Origin of the sequence: Collimonas arenae, from assembly GCF_000786695.1 — a bacterium.
Taxonomy (GTDB): domain Bacteria; phylum Pseudomonadota; class Gammaproteobacteria; order Burkholderiales; family Burkholderiaceae_D; genus Collimonas; species Collimonas arenae_A.
The window spans coordinates 2,014,332-2,032,968 of record NZ_CP009962.1 but is presented as its reverse complement, the minus strand read 5'-3'; the positions used below and the strand labels follow the sequence as shown (position 1 = coordinate 2,032,968).

21 protein-coding genes and 1 pseudogene are annotated in these 18,637 nt (G+C 55.2%); 13 read left to right on the top strand and 9 right to left on the bottom strand.

Annotated elements, in window-relative coordinates:
- The first annotated feature begins 94 nt into the window (after window positions 1–94).
- From LT85_RS09275 to LT85_RS09260, 4 genes are read left to right on the top strand one after another with little or no spacing between them, the layout of a single operon-like run.
- Window positions 95–766, top strand: a complete 672-nt coding sequence (locus LT85_RS09275) for an epoxyqueuosine reductase QueH (RefSeq protein WP_038487777.1) — start codon at window positions 95–97, stop codon at window positions 764–766.
- Between the two features lie 39 nt (window positions 767–805).
- Complete coding sequence (locus tag LT85_RS09270; RefSeq protein WP_038487772.1) at window positions 806–988, top strand: hypothetical protein; 183 nt, start codon at window positions 806–808, stop codon at window positions 986–988.
- On the top strand, window positions 979–1,401 hold the full coding sequence (locus LT85_RS09265; RefSeq protein ID WP_038487770.1) for a hypothetical protein: 423 nt from the start codon (window positions 979–981) through the stop codon (window positions 1,399–1,401). The genes LT85_RS09270 and LT85_RS09265 overlap by 10 nt, the downstream gene beginning before the upstream one ends.
- Before the next feature lie 21 nt (window positions 1,402–1,422).
- Window positions 1,423–2,880 (top strand): methylenetetrahydrofolate reductase C-terminal domain-containing protein, encoded by a 1,458-nt coding sequence (locus LT85_RS09260; protein WP_038487767.1) that lies wholly within the window; start codon window positions 1,423–1,425, stop codon window positions 2,878–2,880.
- A gap of 225 nt (window positions 2,881–3,105) precedes the next feature.
- Here LT85_RS09260 and LT85_RS09255 read toward each other — a convergent pair whose 3' ends face one another.
- From LT85_RS09255 to LT85_RS09240, 4 genes and pseudogenes are all read right to left on the bottom strand, one after another.
- Window positions 3,106–3,615 carry a flavin reductase family protein gene (locus LT85_RS09255; RefSeq protein WP_038487764.1) on the bottom strand — a complete coding sequence of 170 codons (510 nt, stop codon included), beginning with the start codon at window positions 3,613–3,615 and terminating at the stop codon, window positions 3,106–3,108.
- 119 nt (window positions 3,616–3,734) lie between these two features.
- Window positions 3,735–4,101: pseudogene (locus LT85_RS09250) on the bottom strand (transposase); the annotation flags it as partial.
- Between the two features lie 118 nt (window positions 4,102–4,219).
- On the bottom strand, window positions 4,220–5,248 hold the full coding sequence (locus LT85_RS09245) for a methionine synthase (protein ID WP_172656964.1): 1,029 nt from the start codon (window positions 5,246–5,248) through the stop codon (window positions 4,220–4,222).
- 27 nt (window positions 5,249–5,275) lie between these two features.
- On the bottom strand, window positions 5,276–6,259 hold the full coding sequence (locus LT85_RS09240; RefSeq protein ID WP_038487759.1) for a DUF1852 domain-containing protein: 984 nt from the start codon (window positions 6,257–6,259) through the stop codon (window positions 5,276–5,278).
- A gap of 650 nt (window positions 6,260–6,909) precedes the next feature.
- On the opposite strand from LT85_RS09240, the gene LT85_RS09235 reads away from it, so the two are divergent.
- The 6 genes from LT85_RS09235 to LT85_RS09210 are packed head-to-tail and all read left to right on the top strand — an operon-like array spanning window position 6,910 to window position 11,244.
- Window positions 6,910–7,569 (top strand): GbsR/MarR family transcriptional regulator, encoded by a 660-nt coding sequence (locus tag LT85_RS09235; RefSeq protein ID WP_052134952.1) that lies wholly within the window; start codon window positions 6,910–6,912, stop codon window positions 7,567–7,569.
- Between the two features lie 7 nt (window positions 7,570–7,576).
- Window positions 7,577–7,804, top strand: coding sequence for a cytochrome oxidase putative small subunit CydP (gene cydP / locus LT85_RS09230; protein WP_038487756.1), 228 nt, complete (start codon window positions 7,577–7,579; stop codon window positions 7,802–7,804).
- The gene (locus tag LT85_RS09225; RefSeq protein WP_038487754.1) at window positions 7,801–9,393 is read left to right on the top strand and encodes a cytochrome ubiquinol oxidase subunit I; all 1,593 of its coding nucleotides are present in this window, start codon (window positions 7,801–7,803) and stop codon (window positions 9,391–9,393) included. The genes cydP and LT85_RS09225 overlap by 4 nt, the downstream gene beginning before the upstream one ends.
- 11 nt (window positions 9,394–9,404) lie before the next feature.
- Window positions 9,405–10,544, top strand: coding sequence for a cytochrome d ubiquinol oxidase subunit II (gene cydB / locus LT85_RS09220; RefSeq protein ID WP_038487751.1), 1,140 nt, complete (start codon window positions 9,405–9,407; stop codon window positions 10,542–10,544).
- 35 nt (window positions 10,545–10,579) lie between these two features.
- Window positions 10,580–10,753 (top strand): cytochrome bd-I oxidase subunit CydX, encoded by a 174-nt coding sequence (gene cydX, locus LT85_RS25860; protein WP_038487748.1) that lies wholly within the window; start codon window positions 10,580–10,582, stop codon window positions 10,751–10,753.
- A complete protein-coding gene (locus LT85_RS09210; protein WP_038487745.1) occupies window positions 10,750–11,244 on the top strand; it encodes a DUF2867 domain-containing protein in 495 nt (164 codons plus the stop codon). Before cydX ends, LT85_RS09210 begins: the two co-directional genes overlap by 4 nt.
- Here the strand turns inward: LT85_RS09210 and LT85_RS09205 are convergent.
- Window positions 11,237–11,476 (bottom strand): hypothetical protein, encoded by a 240-nt coding sequence (locus LT85_RS09205; RefSeq protein ID WP_038487742.1) that lies wholly within the window; start codon window positions 11,474–11,476, stop codon window positions 11,237–11,239. The genes LT85_RS09210 and LT85_RS09205 overlap by 8 nt on opposite strands.
- Before the next feature lie 126 nt (window positions 11,477–11,602).
- Here LT85_RS09205 and earP point away from each other — a divergent pair, with 126 nt between their 5' ends.
- Complete coding sequence (gene earP / locus LT85_RS09200) at window positions 11,603–12,748, top strand: elongation factor P maturation arginine rhamnosyltransferase EarP (protein ID WP_038487739.1); 1,146 nt, start codon at window positions 11,603–11,605, stop codon at window positions 12,746–12,748.
- A gap of 138 nt (window positions 12,749–12,886) precedes the next feature.
- Window positions 12,887–13,456 carry an elongation factor P gene (locus LT85_RS09195; protein WP_038487736.1) on the top strand — a complete coding sequence of 190 codons (570 nt, stop codon included), beginning with the start codon at window positions 12,887–12,889 and terminating at the stop codon, window positions 13,454–13,456.
- A 327-nt stretch (window positions 13,457–13,783) separates the two neighbouring features.
- Here the strand turns inward: LT85_RS09195 and LT85_RS09190 are convergent, their stop codons facing one another.
- The gene (locus LT85_RS09190) at window positions 13,784–15,037 is read right to left on the bottom strand and encodes an MFS transporter (protein WP_081992198.1); all 1,254 of its coding nucleotides are present in this window, start codon (window positions 15,035–15,037) and stop codon (window positions 13,784–13,786) included.
- 222 nt (window positions 15,038–15,259) lie between these two features.
- Window positions 15,260–15,694 (bottom strand): Rrf2 family transcriptional regulator, encoded by a 435-nt coding sequence (locus LT85_RS09185; protein WP_038495631.1) that lies wholly within the window; start codon window positions 15,692–15,694, stop codon window positions 15,260–15,262.
- A 110-nt stretch (window positions 15,695–15,804) separates the two neighbouring features.
- Here LT85_RS09185 and LT85_RS09180 point away from each other — a divergent pair, with 110 nt between their 5' ends.
- On the top strand, window positions 15,805–16,092 hold the full coding sequence (locus LT85_RS09180) for a helix-hairpin-helix domain-containing protein (RefSeq protein WP_038487732.1): 288 nt from the start codon (window positions 15,805–15,807) through the stop codon (window positions 16,090–16,092).
- Window positions 16,093–16,106: 14 nt separating this feature from the next.
- Here LT85_RS09180 and mmsB read toward each other — a convergent pair whose 3' ends face one another.
- Together mmsB and LT85_RS09170 are read right to left on the bottom strand one after the other, a co-directional pair.
- Window positions 16,107–17,000: a 3-hydroxyisobutyrate dehydrogenase gene (gene mmsB / locus LT85_RS09175; RefSeq protein WP_038487728.1), complete on the bottom strand. Its 894-nt coding sequence runs from the start codon at window positions 16,998–17,000 to the stop codon at window positions 16,107–16,109.
- 77 nt (window positions 17,001–17,077) lie between these two features.
- A complete protein-coding gene (locus tag LT85_RS09170) occupies window positions 17,078–18,586 on the bottom strand; it encodes a CoA-acylating methylmalonate-semialdehyde dehydrogenase (protein WP_038487725.1) in 1,509 nt (502 codons plus the stop codon).
- Window positions 18,587–18,637 lie beyond the last annotated feature (51 nt).

Genomic DNA, 18,637 nt, shown 5'->3' with positions numbered 1-18,637 from the left:
ATGAAAACATATCCATTTTCATGAAGCCAAACCGGGGCGACAATACTGGGTTACCCAGTCCGGCGAGCGCGGGCGTACTTCATGGAGACTTCTCATGGCATCCACAACTGAACGCAAGCCGCTGGCCTTGCCTGGTGAGCACAAGAAAGTGCTGCTGCATTCCTGCTGCGCGCCGTGCTCGGGCGAGGTGATGGAAGCCATACAGGCCTCCGGCATCGACTTCACGATCTTTTTTTACAATCCCAACATCCATCCGCTGAAGGAATACGAACTTCGCAAGCAGGAGAACATTCGCTTTGCAGAGAAATTCGGTATTCCCTTCATCGACGCCGACTACGATCGCGACAATTGGTTTGAACGCGCCAAGGGAATGGAAAACGAACCGGAGCGCGGTATTCGTTGCACCATGTGCTTCGATATGCGTTTCGAGCGCACCGCACTGTATGCGTATGAACATGGTTTCCCCGTCATCACCAGCTCGCTGGGCATCTCGCGTTGGAAAGACATGCAGCAGATCAACGATTGCGGGGTGCGCGCGGCCTCGCACTATCCGGACATGCTGTACTGGGAATACAACTGGCGCAAAGGCGGTGGTTCAGCTCGCATGATCGAGATCAGCAAGCGCGAGAACTTCTATCAGCAGGAGTATTGCGGTTGCGTCTACTCTTTGCGTGACACTAATCGGCACCGTCTGGAGGGCGGTCGTGAACGCATCCAGTTGGGTGTGAAGTTTTACGGCGACGAAGATGCCGCAGCCGAGGACTGAGTTTCGGCCATGCCCTCAGGAAACGTCTGAATAGTCGAAATGGATTTACCATCCGCGCAGCGTCCGGAAATGATTCAGCAGGTCAAAAGTACCCGCTACAGCATTGCACGTCGCTATGGGCGCGTAACTATCGAAGGGCATACCTATGTGTATGAGCGCAGCACGGACACGCTGATGCGTCAGGATGCGTACCACCGGCGCAAACAGAGCACGTGCTGCTAGCCCACGCGCTGAGGTGGATGCAGGCCGCAGCTGGGAGCCAGTCGGTTCAATGGAGCACGCCTGTTGATCGGCTTCCTGTCGCTGACGACATTGCTGATGCCCCTGCTCCCCAGACATTGGCGCTGGCCATCGGCTTTGCCATCGGTATGCTGCTCAATGGGACGATGGCTAGCCTGTACACGTTGGTATCTCAAAGCTATCCTGTCGTCGCGCGAACCAGTGGAGTCGGGCTTGTGCTGGGTGTCGAGTGTGTGGGCGCTATGCTGTCGCCAACCGTTGCCGGCTGGCTGCTGGACGCAAGTTGGGCGTCCGCGCAATTGTTCCTCTTCTATGCCGCCAGCCTGCTGCCGGCTATCATCGCCGTCGTTGCTCGGCACTATCGCCAAGAGGCCGCGGCAACGACGCCCCTCTGATTTACAAGGTATCGAGCTGTCTTGAGTAAATTAAAACAGGCGCTGAACGAAGGACGCTTCGTCTACGTGCTAGAGGTCGTTCCTCAACAGTCCCCTTCGCGCTTGGCCGCGCTTGAGAAAATCGTGCAACGCGGGCACCTGGCAGGCTGGCCATTACTGCCAGCCTTCGCCGATCGCGTCGGCTTGCATTCGGACTTGAGCCCCTTGGAGGGCGCTGGGGCATTGGCAGATCCTGCCTCATCCTTGCTACACTTTTCAGGCAAGGATCGCGAGCGTGCAGACTTGCTGTTTCAGATTGAGTCGATGAAGGCCCGTGGTCTGGAGCAATTGTTGCTGCTCAGTGGTGATCGCTTGCCAGGCCACCATCCTGATCAGGCGCCAGTGCACTATCTGGAGTCGGTACCCGCGCTGCAAATTGCCCGTGAGCACTGCCCGGACTGGCTGTTGGGCGCTGCGTTGAACCCGTTCAAATATCGCGAAGAAGAAGGCGGCGCACAGTATCTGAAGGCGCAGAAAAAGCTTCTGGCTGGCGCTGATTTCTTTACCCTGCAACTGGGTTTCGACGCCGCCAAGCATATTGAAGCCCAGACCTGGATGCGCGCTCAGGAACGCATGAAACCCATGCTGGCCTGTGTGATGAACCTGACCGACAAGCGCGCGGCCGTTCTGCAGGCCGTGCCCGGCATCGTCATCACCGAATCCATGCGCGAGCTGTTAGGCAGGGAGCAGCAGGTATCGCTGGCCTATGCCAGCGCACGAAGCCTCGAGCGCCTGGCGCTGCAGATAGTGGGCCTGCAATTGATGGGCTATGCCGGTGCTCATGTGTCCGGAGTGCATACGCTGGACGAACTGCTGTCGTTGGAGCAGGCGATCACCGAGCAGCAGGACAACAGCATCACCTCACTGACCGATTGGGTCGAACGATGGCATGCAAGTTGGCGGATGCCTGGGGCGCCCCAGGTATGCTTCGCCCCCGAAACCGGCGCCTGGGAAATGGGGCAATCCGATGTCACCGCCACTCGCCGGGAGCGCCTGCGATACACGCTGCTCTCTACGGTACATGGCCAGCTCTTCAGTCGCACGGGATGGCTCAGCAGAGCCTTTGGCTGGAGCGTGACGCGGCCGATCTGGAAGGTCGGGGTGGCTGCGAATGCGTTACATGCTGTCGAACGGACGGTCAAACGGCCGCTGGTCGGCTGTGATACCTGCGGCCGCTGCCGCTTGCAGGACACCCTCTACGTATGTCCCGAGACATGCCCCAAAGGCCTGGCGAACGGCCCCTGCGGCGGTACCCGGCTCAATCGATGCGAATTTTCCGACCGGGAGTGCGTGCACAGTGTCAAATACCGGATTGCCAAATCTGCCAATCAGTTACCTGTGCTGGCGCAGACGTTGATTCCTTGCATCGAAGCAGGCAGCAGGCACCGCAGCTCCTGGCCTGAATGGTTCGAGCCAGAAGATTCGACGCCAGGGTGTTGAATCGCCCCCCTCCAGAGAATGATAGCTGGCCAGGCACCAATGGCCCCCGCCGAATAGCCCGGACCGATAATTAAGGCCACTGGAATACTAAGGGTGATCACCACCCCGTCCCACCATTTGGTGGATTTATGTAGTGCCGCTTCGGCTCCGGTGCCAAAAGTATTCACAAAGATGGTAAGGCTCTCGATTGATTGAAGCGTAAAAGAGAGCAGCGGAGGTAAACGCTCAAACTGCGCTATGCGCGGCGATGTTGCAATATTGTCCTTTGTAATACAGCAATGGCTGCGTAGCAGCAGCTTCTTGTAGGTTTAACGCTTTCACTTCACCAATCACGATCAGGTGATCACCTGCGGCGTATTCGGCGTAAATTTCGCAATCAAGCCAGTGCAGGCTGCCGTCAATGATCGGATTACCCAGCGGCGATTCCTGCCAGTCGACTCCGTGCCACTTGTCCGTACCTCGCCGAGCGAATTGGTTGGAAATCTTGACTTGCTCATCTGACAGGATATTGACTGCGAATCGACCTGCCTGACGGATTTTGGGATAGCTGGCCGAACTGGACATTACGCTGAATGACACCAGCGGCGGGCTCATCGACACGCTATAGAACGACTGGCAAGTGAAGCCAATTGGCTCGCCATCGATGTGTGATGTAATCACCGTGATACCGGATGCGTAGTGCCCGAGCGCTTCGCGAAGGCTCAATGGCTCGATAGCAGTACTAGAAAGTGACATAGTAGGTACTAAATACTGGGTGCAGTTCGAAAGTGTTAAGGAAAGCCTGAAGTAGCCCGGTAATTTTGGCTGACTTCAGCCTTTGCCAATTTTGTAAGCGGGCCATCGATCAAAACCGACCCTGCCGACAGCTCGTACCTCTCCGGCAACCGACGGAAGTTGAGGATGATGGTTTCGCCAGGAATGTGCTCCAGGCTCAACCCGGAGAATTGACGCAGGATCGTGGTCTCGTACAGCGCCTCTTCCATGGCGGGATCGCTGTAGCGGAACTAGTTCTGCATCAGATGCACGCGCAGCATCGCCATCATTGGATACACTGGCCGCCCCCTTGCCCTTTAGGTATACGGCTCGATCAGAGCAAGCAAACCCTTCCACGGCACCACCTGATCCATTTCGATCAGGAACAATTCCTTAGGGGGTCTGCTTACGCTTGCCTGCGTACTCGGCGTCGATAAAGGTCTTTGCTTCATCCGGATACTCTGGCAACCTGGGCGGCGTATTTCAACAGATTCGGGGAGTATTTTTAAGAATTTCCTCAAAACCTCCACCGCTTTCCATCTACCACGTCAATCCCCCGTACACCACTTCCGACATTAGCTCAGAACTAGTTCGAGAGTTCTCTTCGGACGATTTCTGCGCCTGCACTTAAAGCATTTAGCTTGCCTCTTGCTACTCGACGAGATAAGGGAGCCATGCCACAGTTGGTGGAAGGATAGAGCTTGTCAGCATCTACAAACTGAAGTGCTTTTCGTAAGGTATTGGCTACTTCCTCTGGTGTTTCAATGGTATCGGTTGCCACATCAATGGCCCCTACCATCACTTTTTTACCTCGAATGAGTTCAATGAGATCCATTGGAACGCGAGAGTTGTGACACTCCAGTGAGACTATATCGATACCGGATTTTTGCAGCTTGGGAAAAGCTTCTTCATATTGCCGCCACTCTGAGCCCAGAGTCTTTTTCCAATCTGTATTGGCTTTGATGCCATAGCCATAGCAAATATGTACAGCAGTTTCACAATTGAGCCCTTCAATTGCCTTTTCTAATGTGGCAACCCCCCAATCATTCACCTCATCAAAGAACACATTAAATGCGGGCTCATCAAATTGAATGATATCGACACCAGCAGCCTCTAATTCTCTGGCTTCTTGATTGAGAATTTTGGCAAATTCCCAAGCCAGTTTTTCGCGACTTTTATAATGGCTGTCATAAAGCGTATCGATCATCGTCATGGGACCTGGCAGAGCCCATTTGATGGGTTGTTTGGTTTGCTGACGTAAGAACTTGGCATCTTCAACAAAAACTGGCTTTTGTCGAGAAACAGCACCAACGACCGTCGGTACGCTCGCATCATAGCGATCACGAATTCTAACGGTCTCACGCCTCTCAAAATCAACGCCGCTGAGGTGCTCAATAAACGTAGTTACAAAATGCTGGCGCGTTTGTTCACCATCACTGACGATATCAATACCTGCGTGTTGTTGTTCTTGCAGTGACAAACGTAAAGCATCTTGTTTGCCCTCAATCAATCCCTCATCTTGCAATTTCCAAGGTGACCAAAGCGTCTCGGGTTGTGCAAGCCAAGAGGGTTTAGGTAAGCTGCCAGCAGTTGAAGTGGGTAACAATTTTTTCACAATAGACGACCTGGTGTTTTTGATTAGTCAAAGAGCGTAGTTAGCGGACCACTGCTCAAGAATAGATTGGTATGGCTTGATAAAGTGCTCCTCAACAAACCTTCCCTGCTCAATAGCCAGCCGGCTACGTTCTTCTCGATCATAAACAATTCGAGTTAATGAAAAATCCTGGTGCTTCAAACTTGGTTGATAGGATTTTCCGGCTGCAGAATTCGCGTTGTAAATCTCAGGTCGGTAAATTTTTTGGAAGGTATCCATCGTGCTGATGGTGCTGATAAGTTCAAGATTGGTGTAATCACCAAGCAAATCGCCGGCAAAATAAAAAGCCAAAGGCGCAACGCTATTCGGAGGCATGAAATAGCGAACCTTCAACCCCATTTTTTTGAAATATTCGTCAGTCAAGGAATATTCATCTTGCTGGTATTCGACACCCAATACAGGATGCTGATTTTCAGTCCGCTGATAGGTCTTACTACTCGAAACACTTAGGCATATAACGGGCGGTTTATTGAAATGATCTTTGTAAGTGTTTGAATTCACGAAGCACTTAAATAGCTTTCCATGCAGATCTCCAAAATTATCTGGAGTGCTGAATTCAGACTGATTCTTACCGTGTTCCAGCAATCGCACACTAAAGTCATAATCTCGCACGTAAGAGGAAAAATTATTCCCTACAATGCCCTCGATGCGTTCGTTAGTTTTTTGATCAACAATATTCGTTTTCAATATTTCAATCAGAGGGAGCGCATTACCACTGCTTTCACCATCAATATTCATTTCAACGGAAATGATTTCAAGTTTGACAGTATAACGGTCGCCTTTGGGGTTATCCCAATGCGCCAAGGCATTGAAACGATTGTCAATCATCCTCAAGGTGTTGCGTAAATTCTCCTGGCGACTCTTTCCTCTGGCTAAATTAGCAAAGTTGGTCGTGACACGCGTATTGTCTGCAGGGAGATAGTCTTCATCGAAACAAATGCTCTTAATAGCAAATGTAAATTCTTTACTCATGGTGATCTGCCAGCCTAATTTCTAAGATAAAACCTGCGTTTATTTCTTGCTTTTTCAGTACTTCCCAATTTTCTTTTCTGTTTTTTTTACTCAGTAGTTTTTATATTGTCGATAACGAAGGCGAATTCTATGCTGAGCCATTGATGAATAAAAATGAATTGATCTCATAAAATCATTAGTTATATTCATAATAGTGTGTGCAGTCAGTTGCAAAAACCCCTGTCCCGCAGGATTCACTGAGTCGTCCTGGCTTTCGAGAAGGCAGCTCCATTTAAGAGCTGCTAACAAAATTCCTTGAGGTCCGGTCGGTAATAGCCATGTGATGTTCTATGGCCCGACATCAAGAACTCCGCTTATCCCTGTTCAAGGGTATGGAACCCTTGCTGCCTAAGACTCACCGGTCGCGTGAAGCGCTTGTCCTCGGCTGGAGGACGAGCGTGTCCTCAATGGCGTTCTCTTCGTGCTGTGCACCGACACTCCTCGGAGGATCTTCCACAGGAGCTGGTTATGGCAGTGTTGATTTGCGTTTAAAACTGACCCACTTCGGCGTCACTTTACGGTTGCTTTCGCCATGATGCGGCACAGCATTTTGCTTGCATATATTCCTGCTTTATCTTATATTTCAGTAATTACTGAAAATTCAAAATATCATGCATACCATCCCTCCCGGCAACACAGCAGGGGCAAGCGCCCCGCTCACTCCCCTGACGCCGCTGACCCAGCGCTTCATCTCGCACTTCGGTGAAATGGGCAGCCGCTGGGGCATCAATCGCACCGTTGGCCAGATTTATGCGTTACTTTACGTCCTTGGGCAACCGCTGAACGCAGACCAGATTGCCGAGTACCTGACGTTCTCGCGCTCTAATGTCAGCATGGGTCTCAAAGAACTGCAATCCTGGCGCCTGGTCAAGCTGTTGCATCACCCCGGCGATCGCCGCGAGTATTTCGAACCGCCGAAAGATATCTGGGACATTTTCAAGACGTTGCTGGAAGAACGCCGGCGTCGTGAAATTGAGCCGACCTTGTCGATGTTGCGCGATGCGCTGCTGGAAAATCCTGCAAACGAAACCGACGTGCAGGCACAGCAGCGGATGCGGGAAATGTACAATCTGATCGAATTATCCAGCTCCTGGTTTGACGATGTACAGCGCCTCTCCCCGGAAACCCTGGCTTCGCTGATGAAGATGGGCTCCAAGGTCAAGAAGCTGCTGGATGTACGCGACAAATTCCGCATGCCTGGCTCAGGCAGCAAGACCAAGAGCAGCAGCGATCACCCAGATGTGCACCAGAACGCAAAGCTGAAGGAGTAGACGCCCTATGTCTTTCGCCTTAACCAAACGTTTTACGCGCTTGCCGCTGGCAGTCGAGATCATCCTGATCCTGGCGGTCAAGATTGCACTGCTGACCGTGCTCTGGAAGGCCTTCTTCTCTGAACCGCAAACAAAAAAAATGCGCATGCCTACTGAGCTGGTGGAGCAACACTTCCTCAGCGCTCCGCCTGCCGCGATCCCTTCCCACCTTTCCCCTTCGGAGACCCGCCAATGATTCCTATTGATGAAGTCGTCGCCCTCTCTCGCCTGCAGTTCGCGGCGACCGCGATGTTCCATTTTCTATTCGTACCGCTCACATTGGGGCTGGCATGGATCCTGGTGATCATGGAGTCGGTCTACGTGATGACCGGCAGCCCGATCTACAAGGACATGACACGTTTCTGGGGCAAGCTGTTCGGCATCAATTTCGCCATGGGGATCGCTACCGGCATCACCCTGGAATTCCAGTTCGGCACCAACTGGTCCTACTACTCGCACTATGTCGGCGACATCTTCGGCACGCCGCTGGCGATCGAGGGGATGATGGCGTTCTTCCTTGAATCAACCTTCGTCGGCTTGTTCTTCTTCGGTTGGGACCGCCTGTCGCGGGTCCAGCATTTGCTGATCACTTTCCTGGTGGCGCTAGGCTCCAGCCTGTCGGCGCTATGGATCCTGATCGCCAACGGCTGGATGAACAATCCGGTCGGCGCCGAGTTCAACTATGAAACCATGCGCATGGAACTGACCAGCATCGCCGACGTCATCTTCAATCCGGTAGCCCAGGTCAAGTTCGTGCACACGCTGTCGGCCGGATATGTGGCCGCATCCATGTTCGTACTTGGCATCTCCGCCTTTTATCTGCTGCGAGGACGCGACACCGCGTTCGCCCTGCGCTCGTTCGCCATCGCTGCCGGCTTCGGACTGGCTTCGACCCTGTCGGTGATCGTACTCGGCGATGAATCCGGTTATACCGCTGGCGAAGTCAACAAGGTCAAACTGGCGGCGATGGAAGCCGAATGGCATACCGAGCCGGCGCCGGCCGGCATCACCGTTGTCGGCTGGCCGAACGAGAAAGAGCAGCGCACCGACTACGCCATCAAGATTCCTTATGTGCTGGGCTTGATCGGCACCCGCTCCACAGACAAGCAGATCACCGGCATCAAGGACCTGAAGACAGAGCATGAGGTACGCATCCGCAACGGCATGCTGGCCTATGCTGCCCTGACCCGCCTCAAGTCCGGCGACAAGTCGTCCGAAGCGGTTGCCGGTTTCGACAAGCTGAAAGACGATCTCGGCTATGGCTTGCTACTGAAGAAGTACACGCCCAACGTCGTCGATGCCACACCTGAACAGATCGCCATGGCGGTCAACGACACCTTCCCGAAAATCGCGCCGATGTTCTGGTCGTTCCGGCTGATGGTCGGACTGGGCATGCTGTTCCTGTTCATCTTCTCTTGCTCGTTCTACTTCCTGATCCGCAAGCAACTGGCCAAGCAGCGCTGGCTGCTGCGCCTGGCGGTGTACAGCATTCCCCTGCCCTGGGTCGCTATCGAACTGGGCTGGCTGCTGGCTGAATACGGCCGCCAGCCATGGACCATCTCGGGCGTATTGCCGACCCACCTGTCGGCTTCGACCCTGCAACCTGGCAGCTTGTACTTCAGCCTGGCCGGCTTCCTCGGCTTCTATACCTTCCTGTTCATCATTGAAATGATACTGATGGTGAAGTACGCCCGCCGCGGCCCGAGCAGCCTGCATACCGGCAAGTACCACTGGGAACGGCTGGAGCAATCGGCCGTCGCTAACGACGCCACTATCAAAGCATAAAGGGAGCGACAATGTTTGATTATGAAACCTTAAAGATCATCTGGTGGGGCTTTGTCGGTGTATTGCTGATCGGCTTCGCCCTGACCGACGGCTTCGATTTCGGCGTCGGCATGATGCTGCCTTTCATCGGCAAGACCGACGCCGAACGGCGGGTCGTGATCAACTCGATCGGCAGCACCTGGGAAGGCAACCAGACCTGGTTCATCACCGCCGGTGGTGCGATTTTCGCGGCCTGGCCGCTGGTGTACGGCGCAGCGTTCTCGGGATTCTATGTCGCCTTGATGCTCTTGTTATTCTCGCTATTCTTCCGCCCGGTCGGCTTCGACTACCGCAGCAAGGTAGCCGACACGCGTTGGCGCAATGCCTGGGATTGGGGACTGTTCGCCGGCGGCTTCGTGCCACCGTTGATTTTCGGCGTGGCGTTCGGCAACCTGTTCCTCGGCGTACCGTTCCACTACGACGACACCATGCGGGTCGAATACACCGGCAACTTCTTCCAGCTGCTGAACCCGTTCGGCTTGCTGGCCGGCTTGCTGAGCGTGGCCATGCTGCTGATGCACGGCGCGGCTTACCTGCAGGTCAAGACCGACGCCTTGATTGCGCAACGGGCGCGCAGCGTCGCCAAGGTTGCGGGGCTGGCGACGATAGTGCTGTTCGTTGCCGGCGGTTTCTGGGTAGCGCTCGGCATCCATGGTTATCGCATCACCGGTATGCCGGATGCAAATAGCGCCTTCATGCCGATCGTCAAGACAGTGACCACCATCAACGGCGCATGGTTCGACAACTACGCGCGTTGGCCCGCAATCTGGGCCTTGCCGATCATCGCCGTCGCCGGCGCCTTGCTATGCGTGCTGTTCAGCGCCGCCAACAAAGCCATGGCAGCGTTCCTGTCGAGCGGCTTCTGCGTCACGGCGATCATACTGACTGCAGGTGCGTCATTGTTCCCGTTCATCATGCCGTCTTCGCTGGACCCGAACAGCAGCCTGACGATCTGGGACGCGGTATCGAGCCACAAGACGCTCGGCATCATGTTCTGGGTAGTGGTCATCATGCTGCCTATCATCATGCTCTACACCACCTGGGTTTACCGGGTCATGCGCGGCAAGGTCACCTTGCAGCACATCGAAGATAACAAACACACCGCTTATTAAGCCGGTAAGCCGCACTGTAAAAATAGGAGAAAATTATGTGGTATTTCGCATGGATACTAGGGGTTGGCCTGGCACTGGCCTTCGGCATCATCAACGTCATGTGGCTGGAGGCGAACTACGCCTTCGGCAGCCGCGACGAAGAAACCACCCGCGAGCGCTTTGAAAGCGCGGCGGCCGAGTACGAACAAAACCGGAACCGCAAAAAATGAACGGCACTGCGCTTGCCGTTGCACCTGACCCCGGCTGCGATTCGCTCCTGCCCGGCCATGACTTTGTCGACGCCTACCAGGTCCGGGCCGACGTTCCCGGCCTGGAGGCACGGCAGGCGGCGGACGCCATTCTCAAGCATCCGCCAGGCTGGATAAAGCAACTGATGGCGGCGCGCAACCGGGTGGTCAGGCTGTTTCAGCTAAAGACGGTTGAGATGGCTATGGACGATCCGCGTTCGCCGCAGGGCAAAGTGGGCGGTTTTCCTATCGTTGCGCAATCCCCGCGGGAAGTGGTGCTGGGATTCAACGACAAGCATCTGGATTTCAGGATCAGCGTGACGGTCCTTGCGGCGGGCGGCGCTGCCACGCTAGTGACCGTTTGCACCTTGGTCAAGACCAACAATCTGCTGGGACGCGCCTACCTGACGACGATTCTGCCGTTTCACCGGATCATCGTCCGCCATCTGCTGGAACACGCTAGTTTCAGCTAGGCACTACGCAGGCTGCGTCCGCCGGGGTCGCAGCATCCGCTTCACCTTCTTCGCCGCCGGCCACGTTGATGGCAATCACCACCTGCTCCAGCTTGGTCACCGCTACGTTCAGCGAATCGTTGATCTGCGCCTTGGTATGCGCAGGCATGGTTTCCGCTATCTGCGCCAACGCTCCTGCCAGGTCGATGACCGCCAGCGTCAGGTCGGCAATCAGGTCACGCTCATTAGTCATCTTTCATCGTCCTCGTCGTCAGGTATCATGCGGGGACGGCATTATTGCACTACCCGGCAAAATGCAAAACCACCGGACAATAAAAAACCGGCTACTGTTGAAATCTGAATCTTGAACCATCTCAAAATGCATCCCCAAACCTCGCTCGCCCTGTTTTGCAAAGTCGTCGACAACTACGGCGATATCGGGATTTGCTGGCGTCTGGCGCGGCAACTGGAGCAGGAACATGGCGTCGCCGTGACGCTGTGGGTAGACGACCTGCGAAGTTTCCGGCGTATTTGCCCGGAGCTCGCCATCGATCATGAAATGCAACAGGTCAACGCCGTGACGGTAAGGCACTGGCGCGATCAGGATGGCGCCTTTGCCGCCGATGACGTCGCCGATATCGTGATCGAATTCTTTGCCTGCGACATCCCCCCCGGCTATATCAAGGCGATGTCGCAGCGGACGCAGCGCCCTGTATGGCTCAACCTGGAAGGCCTGAGCGCGGAAACCTGGGTAGAAGGTTGCCATACCCTGTCCTCGCCTCAACCGCTGTCTTTGACAAAATATTTTTTCTTTCCCGGTTTCACTAACCGCACCGGTGGCTTGCTGCACGAATCCAGTTTGCAACAAGAGCGCCAGGCGTTCCAGCAAGATCCCGCAGCAATGGCAGCCTTTCTTGGCCGCTTCGGCGTGACGCCTGCAGAGATGACTTCCCTGAAGATTTCTCTGTTCTGTTATCCGCAAGCCCCGGTTGCTGAATTGTTCGCAGTCTGGCAACGCAACGCCAAACCGATCACCTGCCTTGTGCCGGAAGGGGTTGCCGCCGATGCCGTCCAAGCCTTCGTCGGCCAGGCAGCGGCAGCCGGCATCAGCGCGACCCACCGCGCGTTGACCGTGCACGTGCTACCGTTCGTGCCGCAGCCGGACTACGACAAATTGTTATGGGCCTGCGATCTCAATTTTGTGCGGGGCGAAGACTCCTTTGTCCGCGCCCAGTGGGCAGGAAAACCGTTCGTCTGGCACATCTACCCGCAAGACGAAAACTTGCATCACGTCAAACTGAACGCCTTCCTGCAAGCGACGACGGCCAAAACCGGGAGCCTGCTCGCATTCTCGCTAGGCTGGAATGCCGCCGCCAAGGAAAGCGTTGACTGGTCCGCAATCTGGCCCCAATTTGAGGCGGATTTGCCGAAAATTGCCGAATTATCTACGGACTGGCAGCAGAAAATGTTGGCAAATGGCGACCTGGCATCCAATTTACTAAGGTTTGCCGAAACAGTTAGGTAAGGGGCATTGAAAAATAGGTTAAAATATAGGGCTAATTTTTGACGCATTCTAAAATTCAATCATACGTGGGCTTGCGGTGCTATTTACCAGTAGGCTACAGATGATTTTTATGCAACCTACTTTTTACGTATATTCGCTATGAAACCAGCAAAAGAAATTCGTGTCGGCAACATTATCATGGTTGACAGCAAGCCTATGATCGTCCTGCGCTCTGACGTCAACGGCTCGAGCCGCACGGGCTTCACCTACAAGTGGAAGATGAAGAACCTGCTGACCAACAGCCCGCAGGAAAACGTTTTCCGCGGCGACGACAAGTTCGACGTGGTCGTGCTCGACAAGAAGCCAGTCACTTATTCGTACTTCGCCGACCCGCTGTTCGTGTTCATGGATGCTGACTACGAACAATACGAAATCGAAGAAGAAAACCTGGGCGACGCCCTGCACTACCTGAAAGACGGTATGGAATGCGAAGCCGTGTTCTATGACGGCAAGGCCATTTCGGTTGAACTGCCGACAACTATCGCACGTCAGGTGATCTACTCTGAGCCAGCCGTCAAAGGCAACACTTCAGGCAACGTCCTGAAAGAAGCCAAGATTGAAAACGCCATCGAAGCCCATCAGCACATCGTCATGGTGCCACTGTTTGTCAGCTCCGAAGACACGATCGAAATCGACACGCGCACAAACGAGTTCAAGAAGCGGGTCTAATACCTTCCTCGCATGCAAAAAAAACGCTGCCGATTTATTCGCAGCGTTTTTTTACGCCCATACAGAAATATAGAACGATCGATCAATTACACCGGCACCCGCAATTCACAGCAAAATCTCCTGCAAGAAATCACGGCACTACAAATTGGCTGACGCAAAAATTGAATGGGCGTTCGCACAAATTAGTGCTCGACTCACTGAAGAGCGCAAGCAAGAAAGGCTCATGGCTCGAACTCCAGTAACAACTTCCGCAACAAACCCGCCAACCACCCCTGATCCTCTGTGCTCGTGCAACAAAGCATGACGGGTAGTTGATTCGCCACTGCCTTATCTAGACAATATATCGGCCAGCTTCTTGTTACCCATCCCGAAACTGGCGATCACTACCAGGCTTGCCAGCGCCAGGAAACCGCCCAGCCACAGCGTGGCTGGAATCCCTACCGCATCAACCACCACGCCGCCGGTGAACGACCCCAACGCAATCGCTACCTGCACGATGCTGACAAACAGCGCCGAACCGGCTTCAGGCAGATCCGGCGAGGACAGTTGCAGCCAGATACTGAGACACAGGGGAATCGCGCCGAAAGCAATGCCCCACGCCAGCACCATCAGCGAGACCCCGGCGATCGACGTGTGCACCAGCGGCAGCGCTACCAGAGCCACCAATAAAATCGCAACCATGCCGAACAGCGAAGCCTGGAGATGACGCGTTACGGTGGTCGAGATCGCCAGGTTGGAGACAAATCCGACAAAACCGAAACCTAACAAAATCGTGGTGATGGCCGACAGGCTGAAGTTGTTTTGTACGAGAAACGGCGTGATATAGGTGTAAGACGAAAAATGTGCACCAAACACCAGCGCCACCATCAACAGGCTTTTACGCGCAGTAGCACGCCCCAGCAAAGCCCGCAGATCGCTAAAGCGGATTGCGGCTTTGGACGGCAAGGCCGGCAGCAACAATGCTTGCGCAGCCAGAGCGACGGCAGCAAGGATACCGGTCGCGATAAAAGATGCGCGCCAGGAATACAGCCCGCTGATAAACGTTCCGAGCGGCACGCCTAGCACGGTGGCGAAGGTAACGCCGCTCAGTATCATCGCCGTCGCCTTGGCCGCATGCTCTTGCCGCACCAGCCGTCCCGAGGTCGCCAGCGCCAATGTCCAGAAGCCACCGAGCGCTGCACCAAGCAAGGCACGCCCCAGCAACATGATACCAAAACTTGGAGCGAAAGCGGAGATCAGGTTCGACGCCAGCAGCAAGATCGATAACACCAGCAGAATAATGCGACGGTCGATGCGCCCCGCCCCCAGCATCAAACCCGGCGCTGAAATGGCGGCGATAATGCCGGGCGTAGTGACCATCAATCCTGCGGTGCCTGGCAAAACGCCAAGATCGGCAGCGATCTGCGGCAGCAGGCCTACCGGCAGGAATTCGGTCGTCACAAAAGCGAAAGCGCCGATTGCCACCGACACTACCGACAACCAGGCGCGTAGCGGCGATGCCTCGCCGGTCGTGACATGCGCGGGCGGCATATCGAGCAAGCTGTCGTTTTGTGCGCTGAGCGCAGCCAGATTTTTTTCCATGTATTTCCCCTTCGCCTGAACTTGAACCCAGCGCTAAAATTAACTGAATGCGTGAACTGAATCTCAGAAAGCCGGCATGACATCGCCTGCCGGCTGTACTGCATTTGCATCAAGGCCGGGCCGCCTCAATTAAACTGTAATATTATTTAATACAGTTAAGAATATAAAAATGGGATCGAAATGACCCCGCAACAATTGAACACTTGAAAACAAAAAATCAGATTATTTACTACTCTTGTCAACAATCTTGTTGACCAGCTCGGACAATTTTCTTTCCCGCAGAATTCCCAGCAAGGCGCTTTCAACTTCCGACACTACCGGATCGAGCACCATGTCCATGCCACAGCTGACAGGACAGCAAAGATCCTTCGAACGCGTATTATGCTTAAGCACCGGCCCCTCTTCCACCGCCTGGTAAATCTCCGCCAGACTGATGGCCGACGCTGGGCGCGCCAGTTGCACGCCGCCGCCTTTGCCTTCCTTAGTCACTACCAGCCTGGCCTTGCTCAGCTTGCGCAACAGCTCACGCACGAAAACAGGATTAGTATTGACGCTGGTCGCGATAGCCGTGGACGGGAAATACACCTCCCCACCTCTGGTGGCGTATTCCACGCTGACTAAAATATGCGCCGCGACGGCAAATCGACTGGACTTCATACTGTAATTATATTCCATACAGATAATCGTGCAACGACTATCTTTGCATATGTTTATGATAGTAGTATCGGCGCGCGTGGAATGTCATTCAAACAATTAACAGAAACACCATGCCTAAATACCTGGAAAGAGACGCTATAACGCAGCTGGAGGATTTGCCAAACATCGGCAAGGCCGGCGCTGCCGATCTGCGCTGCATCGGGATTCTGCAGCCAGAGCAACTCATCGGGAAATCGCCGCTACAGATGTATGAGGCGCTGTGCGCCAAGACCGGCGCCCGCCATGATCCATGCGTGATCGATGTTTTCATGTCGGCGGTGCGCTACATGGAAGGCGCTGAGCCGCTGCCGTGGTGGTCCTACACGGCAGAGCGCAAGCGCCTGCTCAAATCGGGCTGATCAACGACTCAAACTCATTCAGCCTTGGCCAGCATATTGAAGATGCTGGAAAAATCCAGGCCGCCGGCGCCGCTCTTGCTGTGAATGTCGTACAGGTTACGCGCCATGGCGCCGAGCGGCACGCTGCTGCCGGTGGACAGGGAGTTTTCCACTGCCAGCCCCAGGTCCTTCAGCATCAGGTCAACGCCGAAGCCGCCGCTATAGCCTTTCGATGCGGGCGCATTTTCCATCACGCCGGGACAAGGGTTGTACACTTCCAGCGCCCAGTTACGCCCCGAGCTCTTGGCCATGATTTCCGACAGCACCTTGGGATCCATGCCGTTCGCCATACCCAGCCGGATCGCTTCCGAGGTGCCGATCATCAGTATTCCCAGCAGCATGTTGTTGCACACCTTGACGGTCTGGCCGCTGCCGTTGTCGCCTGCGTGAAAGATCGCCTTGCCCATTTTCTCCAGATAAGGCTTTGCCGCGGCGAAACCCTCATCCGAACCGCCGACCATGAAGGTCAGCGTGCCCGCCAGCGCCCCGCCGGTGCCGCCGGAAACCGGCGCATCAAGCATGGTGAACCCCTTGTCGCGGGCCGCTGCCGCGACCTTGCGCGCAGCATCCGGGGCGATGGTGGAACAGTCGATCAACAAGGTGTCTGGCGCGGCCTGCGCCAGGATACCGCTGGCGCCAAGATAGGCCGATTCGACGTGACGGCTGGCCGGCAGCATGGTGATGACAACCTTGGCAGCGCCAACCGCTGCAGCCAGGTCGTTGCCTGTGCTGCCGCCGCCAGCGGCAAATTTCTCGACGCTGGCGGCGACCAGGTCATGGCCGCTGACTTTATGCCCGGCCTTGACCAGGTTTAGCGCCATTGGCAGGCCCATATTGCCCAGGCCGATAAAAACGATTTCGTGATTCATGTCATGCCTCTCTTTTAGTGATCTTGTATCGCTTCGTTCAGCTGCCTGGGTTAGCTTGGCTAACCCAGGCTACGAAATCATTTCATGGAGATTGTCGTGTTGATTTCACCGCCATCGGCGTCCGGCGCAAACCAGCGCGCGGTCACTGTCTTGGTCTGCGTCCAGAATTGCACCGCCTGCTTGCCGTTCGGACCGAGATCGCCCAGCTTCGAAGCCCGTGAGCCTGTGAAACTGAAATAAGCAACCGGCACAGGAATCGGTACGTTAATGCCAACCTGGCCAACGTCGATCTCGTTCTGGAACTTGCGTGCCGACCAGCCCGACGAGGTGAAGATCGACGTGCCGTTACCGTTCGGATTGGCGTTGATAAAAGCGATCGCCTCGTCTAGCGTTTCCAACTCAACTACGCACATGGCCGGGCCGAAGATCTCTTGCGTATAAATATCCATTTCCGCAGTGACGCCGGAGAAAATCGTCGGGCCGACGAAATTGCCGTCGGGGTAACCGTCAACCTGACAGTTGCGGCCGTCCAGCAGCAGCTGTGCGCCCTGTTCCACGCCGGAACCGATCAGGCGCTCAGTGCGCGCCTTGGCGGCTTTCGAAACCATCGGACCGAGGTCGGCTTTGCGATCGCTGCCCGGACCGATTTTCAGGCCGCGCGAGCGCTCGACGATTTCCGGCAACCATGAGCGTGCCTTGCCGACCAGCAGCACCATCGAGTTCGCCATGCAACGCTGGCCGGCCGCGCCAAACGCCGCACCCAGCAGATTATTGATGGCTTGGTCCTTATTCGCATCCGGTAACACTATGCAATGGTTTTTCGCGCCCATCATGCATTGCGCACGCTTGCCGGCCTCACCGGCGCGGCGATAGATATGGGTACCGACATGGGTCGAGCCGATAAAGGAAATTGCCTTGATATCAGGATGGTCGCACAGCATGTTGGCCACATCGGGGCCGCCATGCACCACGTTCAACACGCCCGGCGGCAAGCCTGCCTGCTGCGCCAGTTCGACCAGGAACAGCGATGACGAAGGATCTTGCTCGGACGGCTTGAGGATAAAGGTATTGCCACAAGCGACCGCCACCGGGAACATGAAGCAAGGCAGCATCACCGGGAAATTGAACGCGGTGATGCCGGCGCCGACGCCGAGCGGCTGGTTGATGGTATAGACATCGACGCCGGTGGCTGCATTCTCAGCCAGTTCACCCAACTGCAGCGACGTGATGGAACAGGCGTGCTCAACCACTTCCAGACCGCGCATGACTTCGCCTTCGGCATCCGGCAAGGTCTTGCCGTGCTCACGGGTGATCAGTTCAGCCAGCGGCGCAATGTTTTCACGCAGCAGCTGTTGGAACTTGAGCATGATGCGCATGCGCTGCGCCAGCGATGTGTTGCGCCAGGTGGCGAACGCCTGCTTGGCGTTGGCTACCGCGTGGTCGACTTCCGCCTTGGTTGCGAACGGCACTCGCGCCACGACTTCCTGCGTGGCCGGATTGAGAACGTCACGCCATTCGGTGCTGGCGGATTGCACGGCTTTGCCGCCGATGTACAGCGGGACGTTTGGGATAGTTGCGGTGGACATGATCAAACCTCAGAAATGAAAATTCAACATCTATAAAATCGGCAAGGCCGA

What these genes read in the sequence shown, in the direction of transcription:
- LT85_RS09205 (WP_038487742.1), bottom strand. Translation starts at nt 11,476, where the DNA reads ATGACTAATGAGCGTGACCTGATTGCCGACCTGACGCTGGCGGTCATC.
- LT85_RS09170 (WP_038487725.1), bottom strand. Translation starts at nt 18,586, where the DNA reads ATGTCCACCGCAACTATCCCAAACGTCCCGCTGTACATCGGCGGCAAA.
- LT85_RS09270 (WP_038487772.1), top strand. Translation starts at nt 806, where the DNA reads ATGGATTTACCATCCGCGCAGCGTCCGGAAATGATTCAGCAGGTCAAA.
- LT85_RS09235 (WP_052134952.1), top strand. Translation starts at nt 6,910, where the DNA reads ATGCATACCATCCCTCCCGGCAACACAGCAGGGGCAAGCGCCCCGCTC.
- LT85_RS09275 (WP_038487777.1), top strand. Translation starts at nt 95, where the DNA reads ATGGCATCCACAACTGAACGCAAGCCGCTGGCCTTGCCTGGTGAGCAC.
- LT85_RS09180 (WP_038487732.1), top strand. Translation starts at nt 15,805, where the DNA reads ATGCCTAAATACCTGGAAAGAGACGCTATAACGCAGCTGGAGGATTTG.
- LT85_RS09190 (WP_081992198.1), bottom strand. Translation starts at nt 15,037, where the DNA reads ATGGAAAAAAATCTGGCTGCGCTCAGCGCACAAAACGACAGCTTGCTC.
- cydP (WP_038487756.1), top strand. Translation starts at nt 7,577, where the DNA reads ATGTCTTTCGCCTTAACCAAACGTTTTACGCGCTTGCCGCTGGCAGTC.
- mmsB (WP_038487728.1), bottom strand. Translation starts at nt 17,000, where the DNA reads ATGAATCACGAAATCGTTTTTATCGGCCTGGGCAATATGGGCCTGCCA.
- LT85_RS09255 (WP_038487764.1), bottom strand. Translation starts at nt 3,615, where the DNA reads ATGTCACTTTCTAGTACTGCTATCGAGCCATTGAGCCTTCGCGAAGCG.
- LT85_RS09195 (WP_038487736.1), top strand. Translation starts at nt 12,887, where the DNA reads ATGAAACCAGCAAAAGAAATTCGTGTCGGCAACATTATCATGGTTGAC.
- cydB (WP_038487751.1), top strand. Translation starts at nt 9,405, where the DNA reads ATGTTTGATTATGAAACCTTAAAGATCATCTGGTGGGGCTTTGTCGGT.
- earP (WP_038487739.1), top strand. Translation starts at nt 11,603, where the DNA reads ATGCATCCCCAAACCTCGCTCGCCCTGTTTTGCAAAGTCGTCGACAAC.
- LT85_RS09210 (WP_038487745.1), top strand. Translation starts at nt 10,750, where the DNA reads ATGAACGGCACTGCGCTTGCCGTTGCACCTGACCCCGGCTGCGATTCG.
- LT85_RS09185 (WP_038495631.1), bottom strand. Translation starts at nt 15,694, where the DNA reads ATGAAGTCCAGTCGATTTGCCGTCGCGGCGCATATTTTAGTCAGCGTG.
- LT85_RS09225 (WP_038487754.1), top strand. Translation starts at nt 7,801, where the DNA reads ATGATTCCTATTGATGAAGTCGTCGCCCTCTCTCGCCTGCAGTTCGCG.
- LT85_RS09240 (WP_038487759.1), bottom strand. Translation starts at nt 6,259, where the DNA reads ATGAGTAAAGAATTTACATTTGCTATTAAGAGCATTTGTTTCGATGAA.
- cydX (WP_038487748.1), top strand. Translation starts at nt 10,580, where the DNA reads ATGTGGTATTTCGCATGGATACTAGGGGTTGGCCTGGCACTGGCCTTC.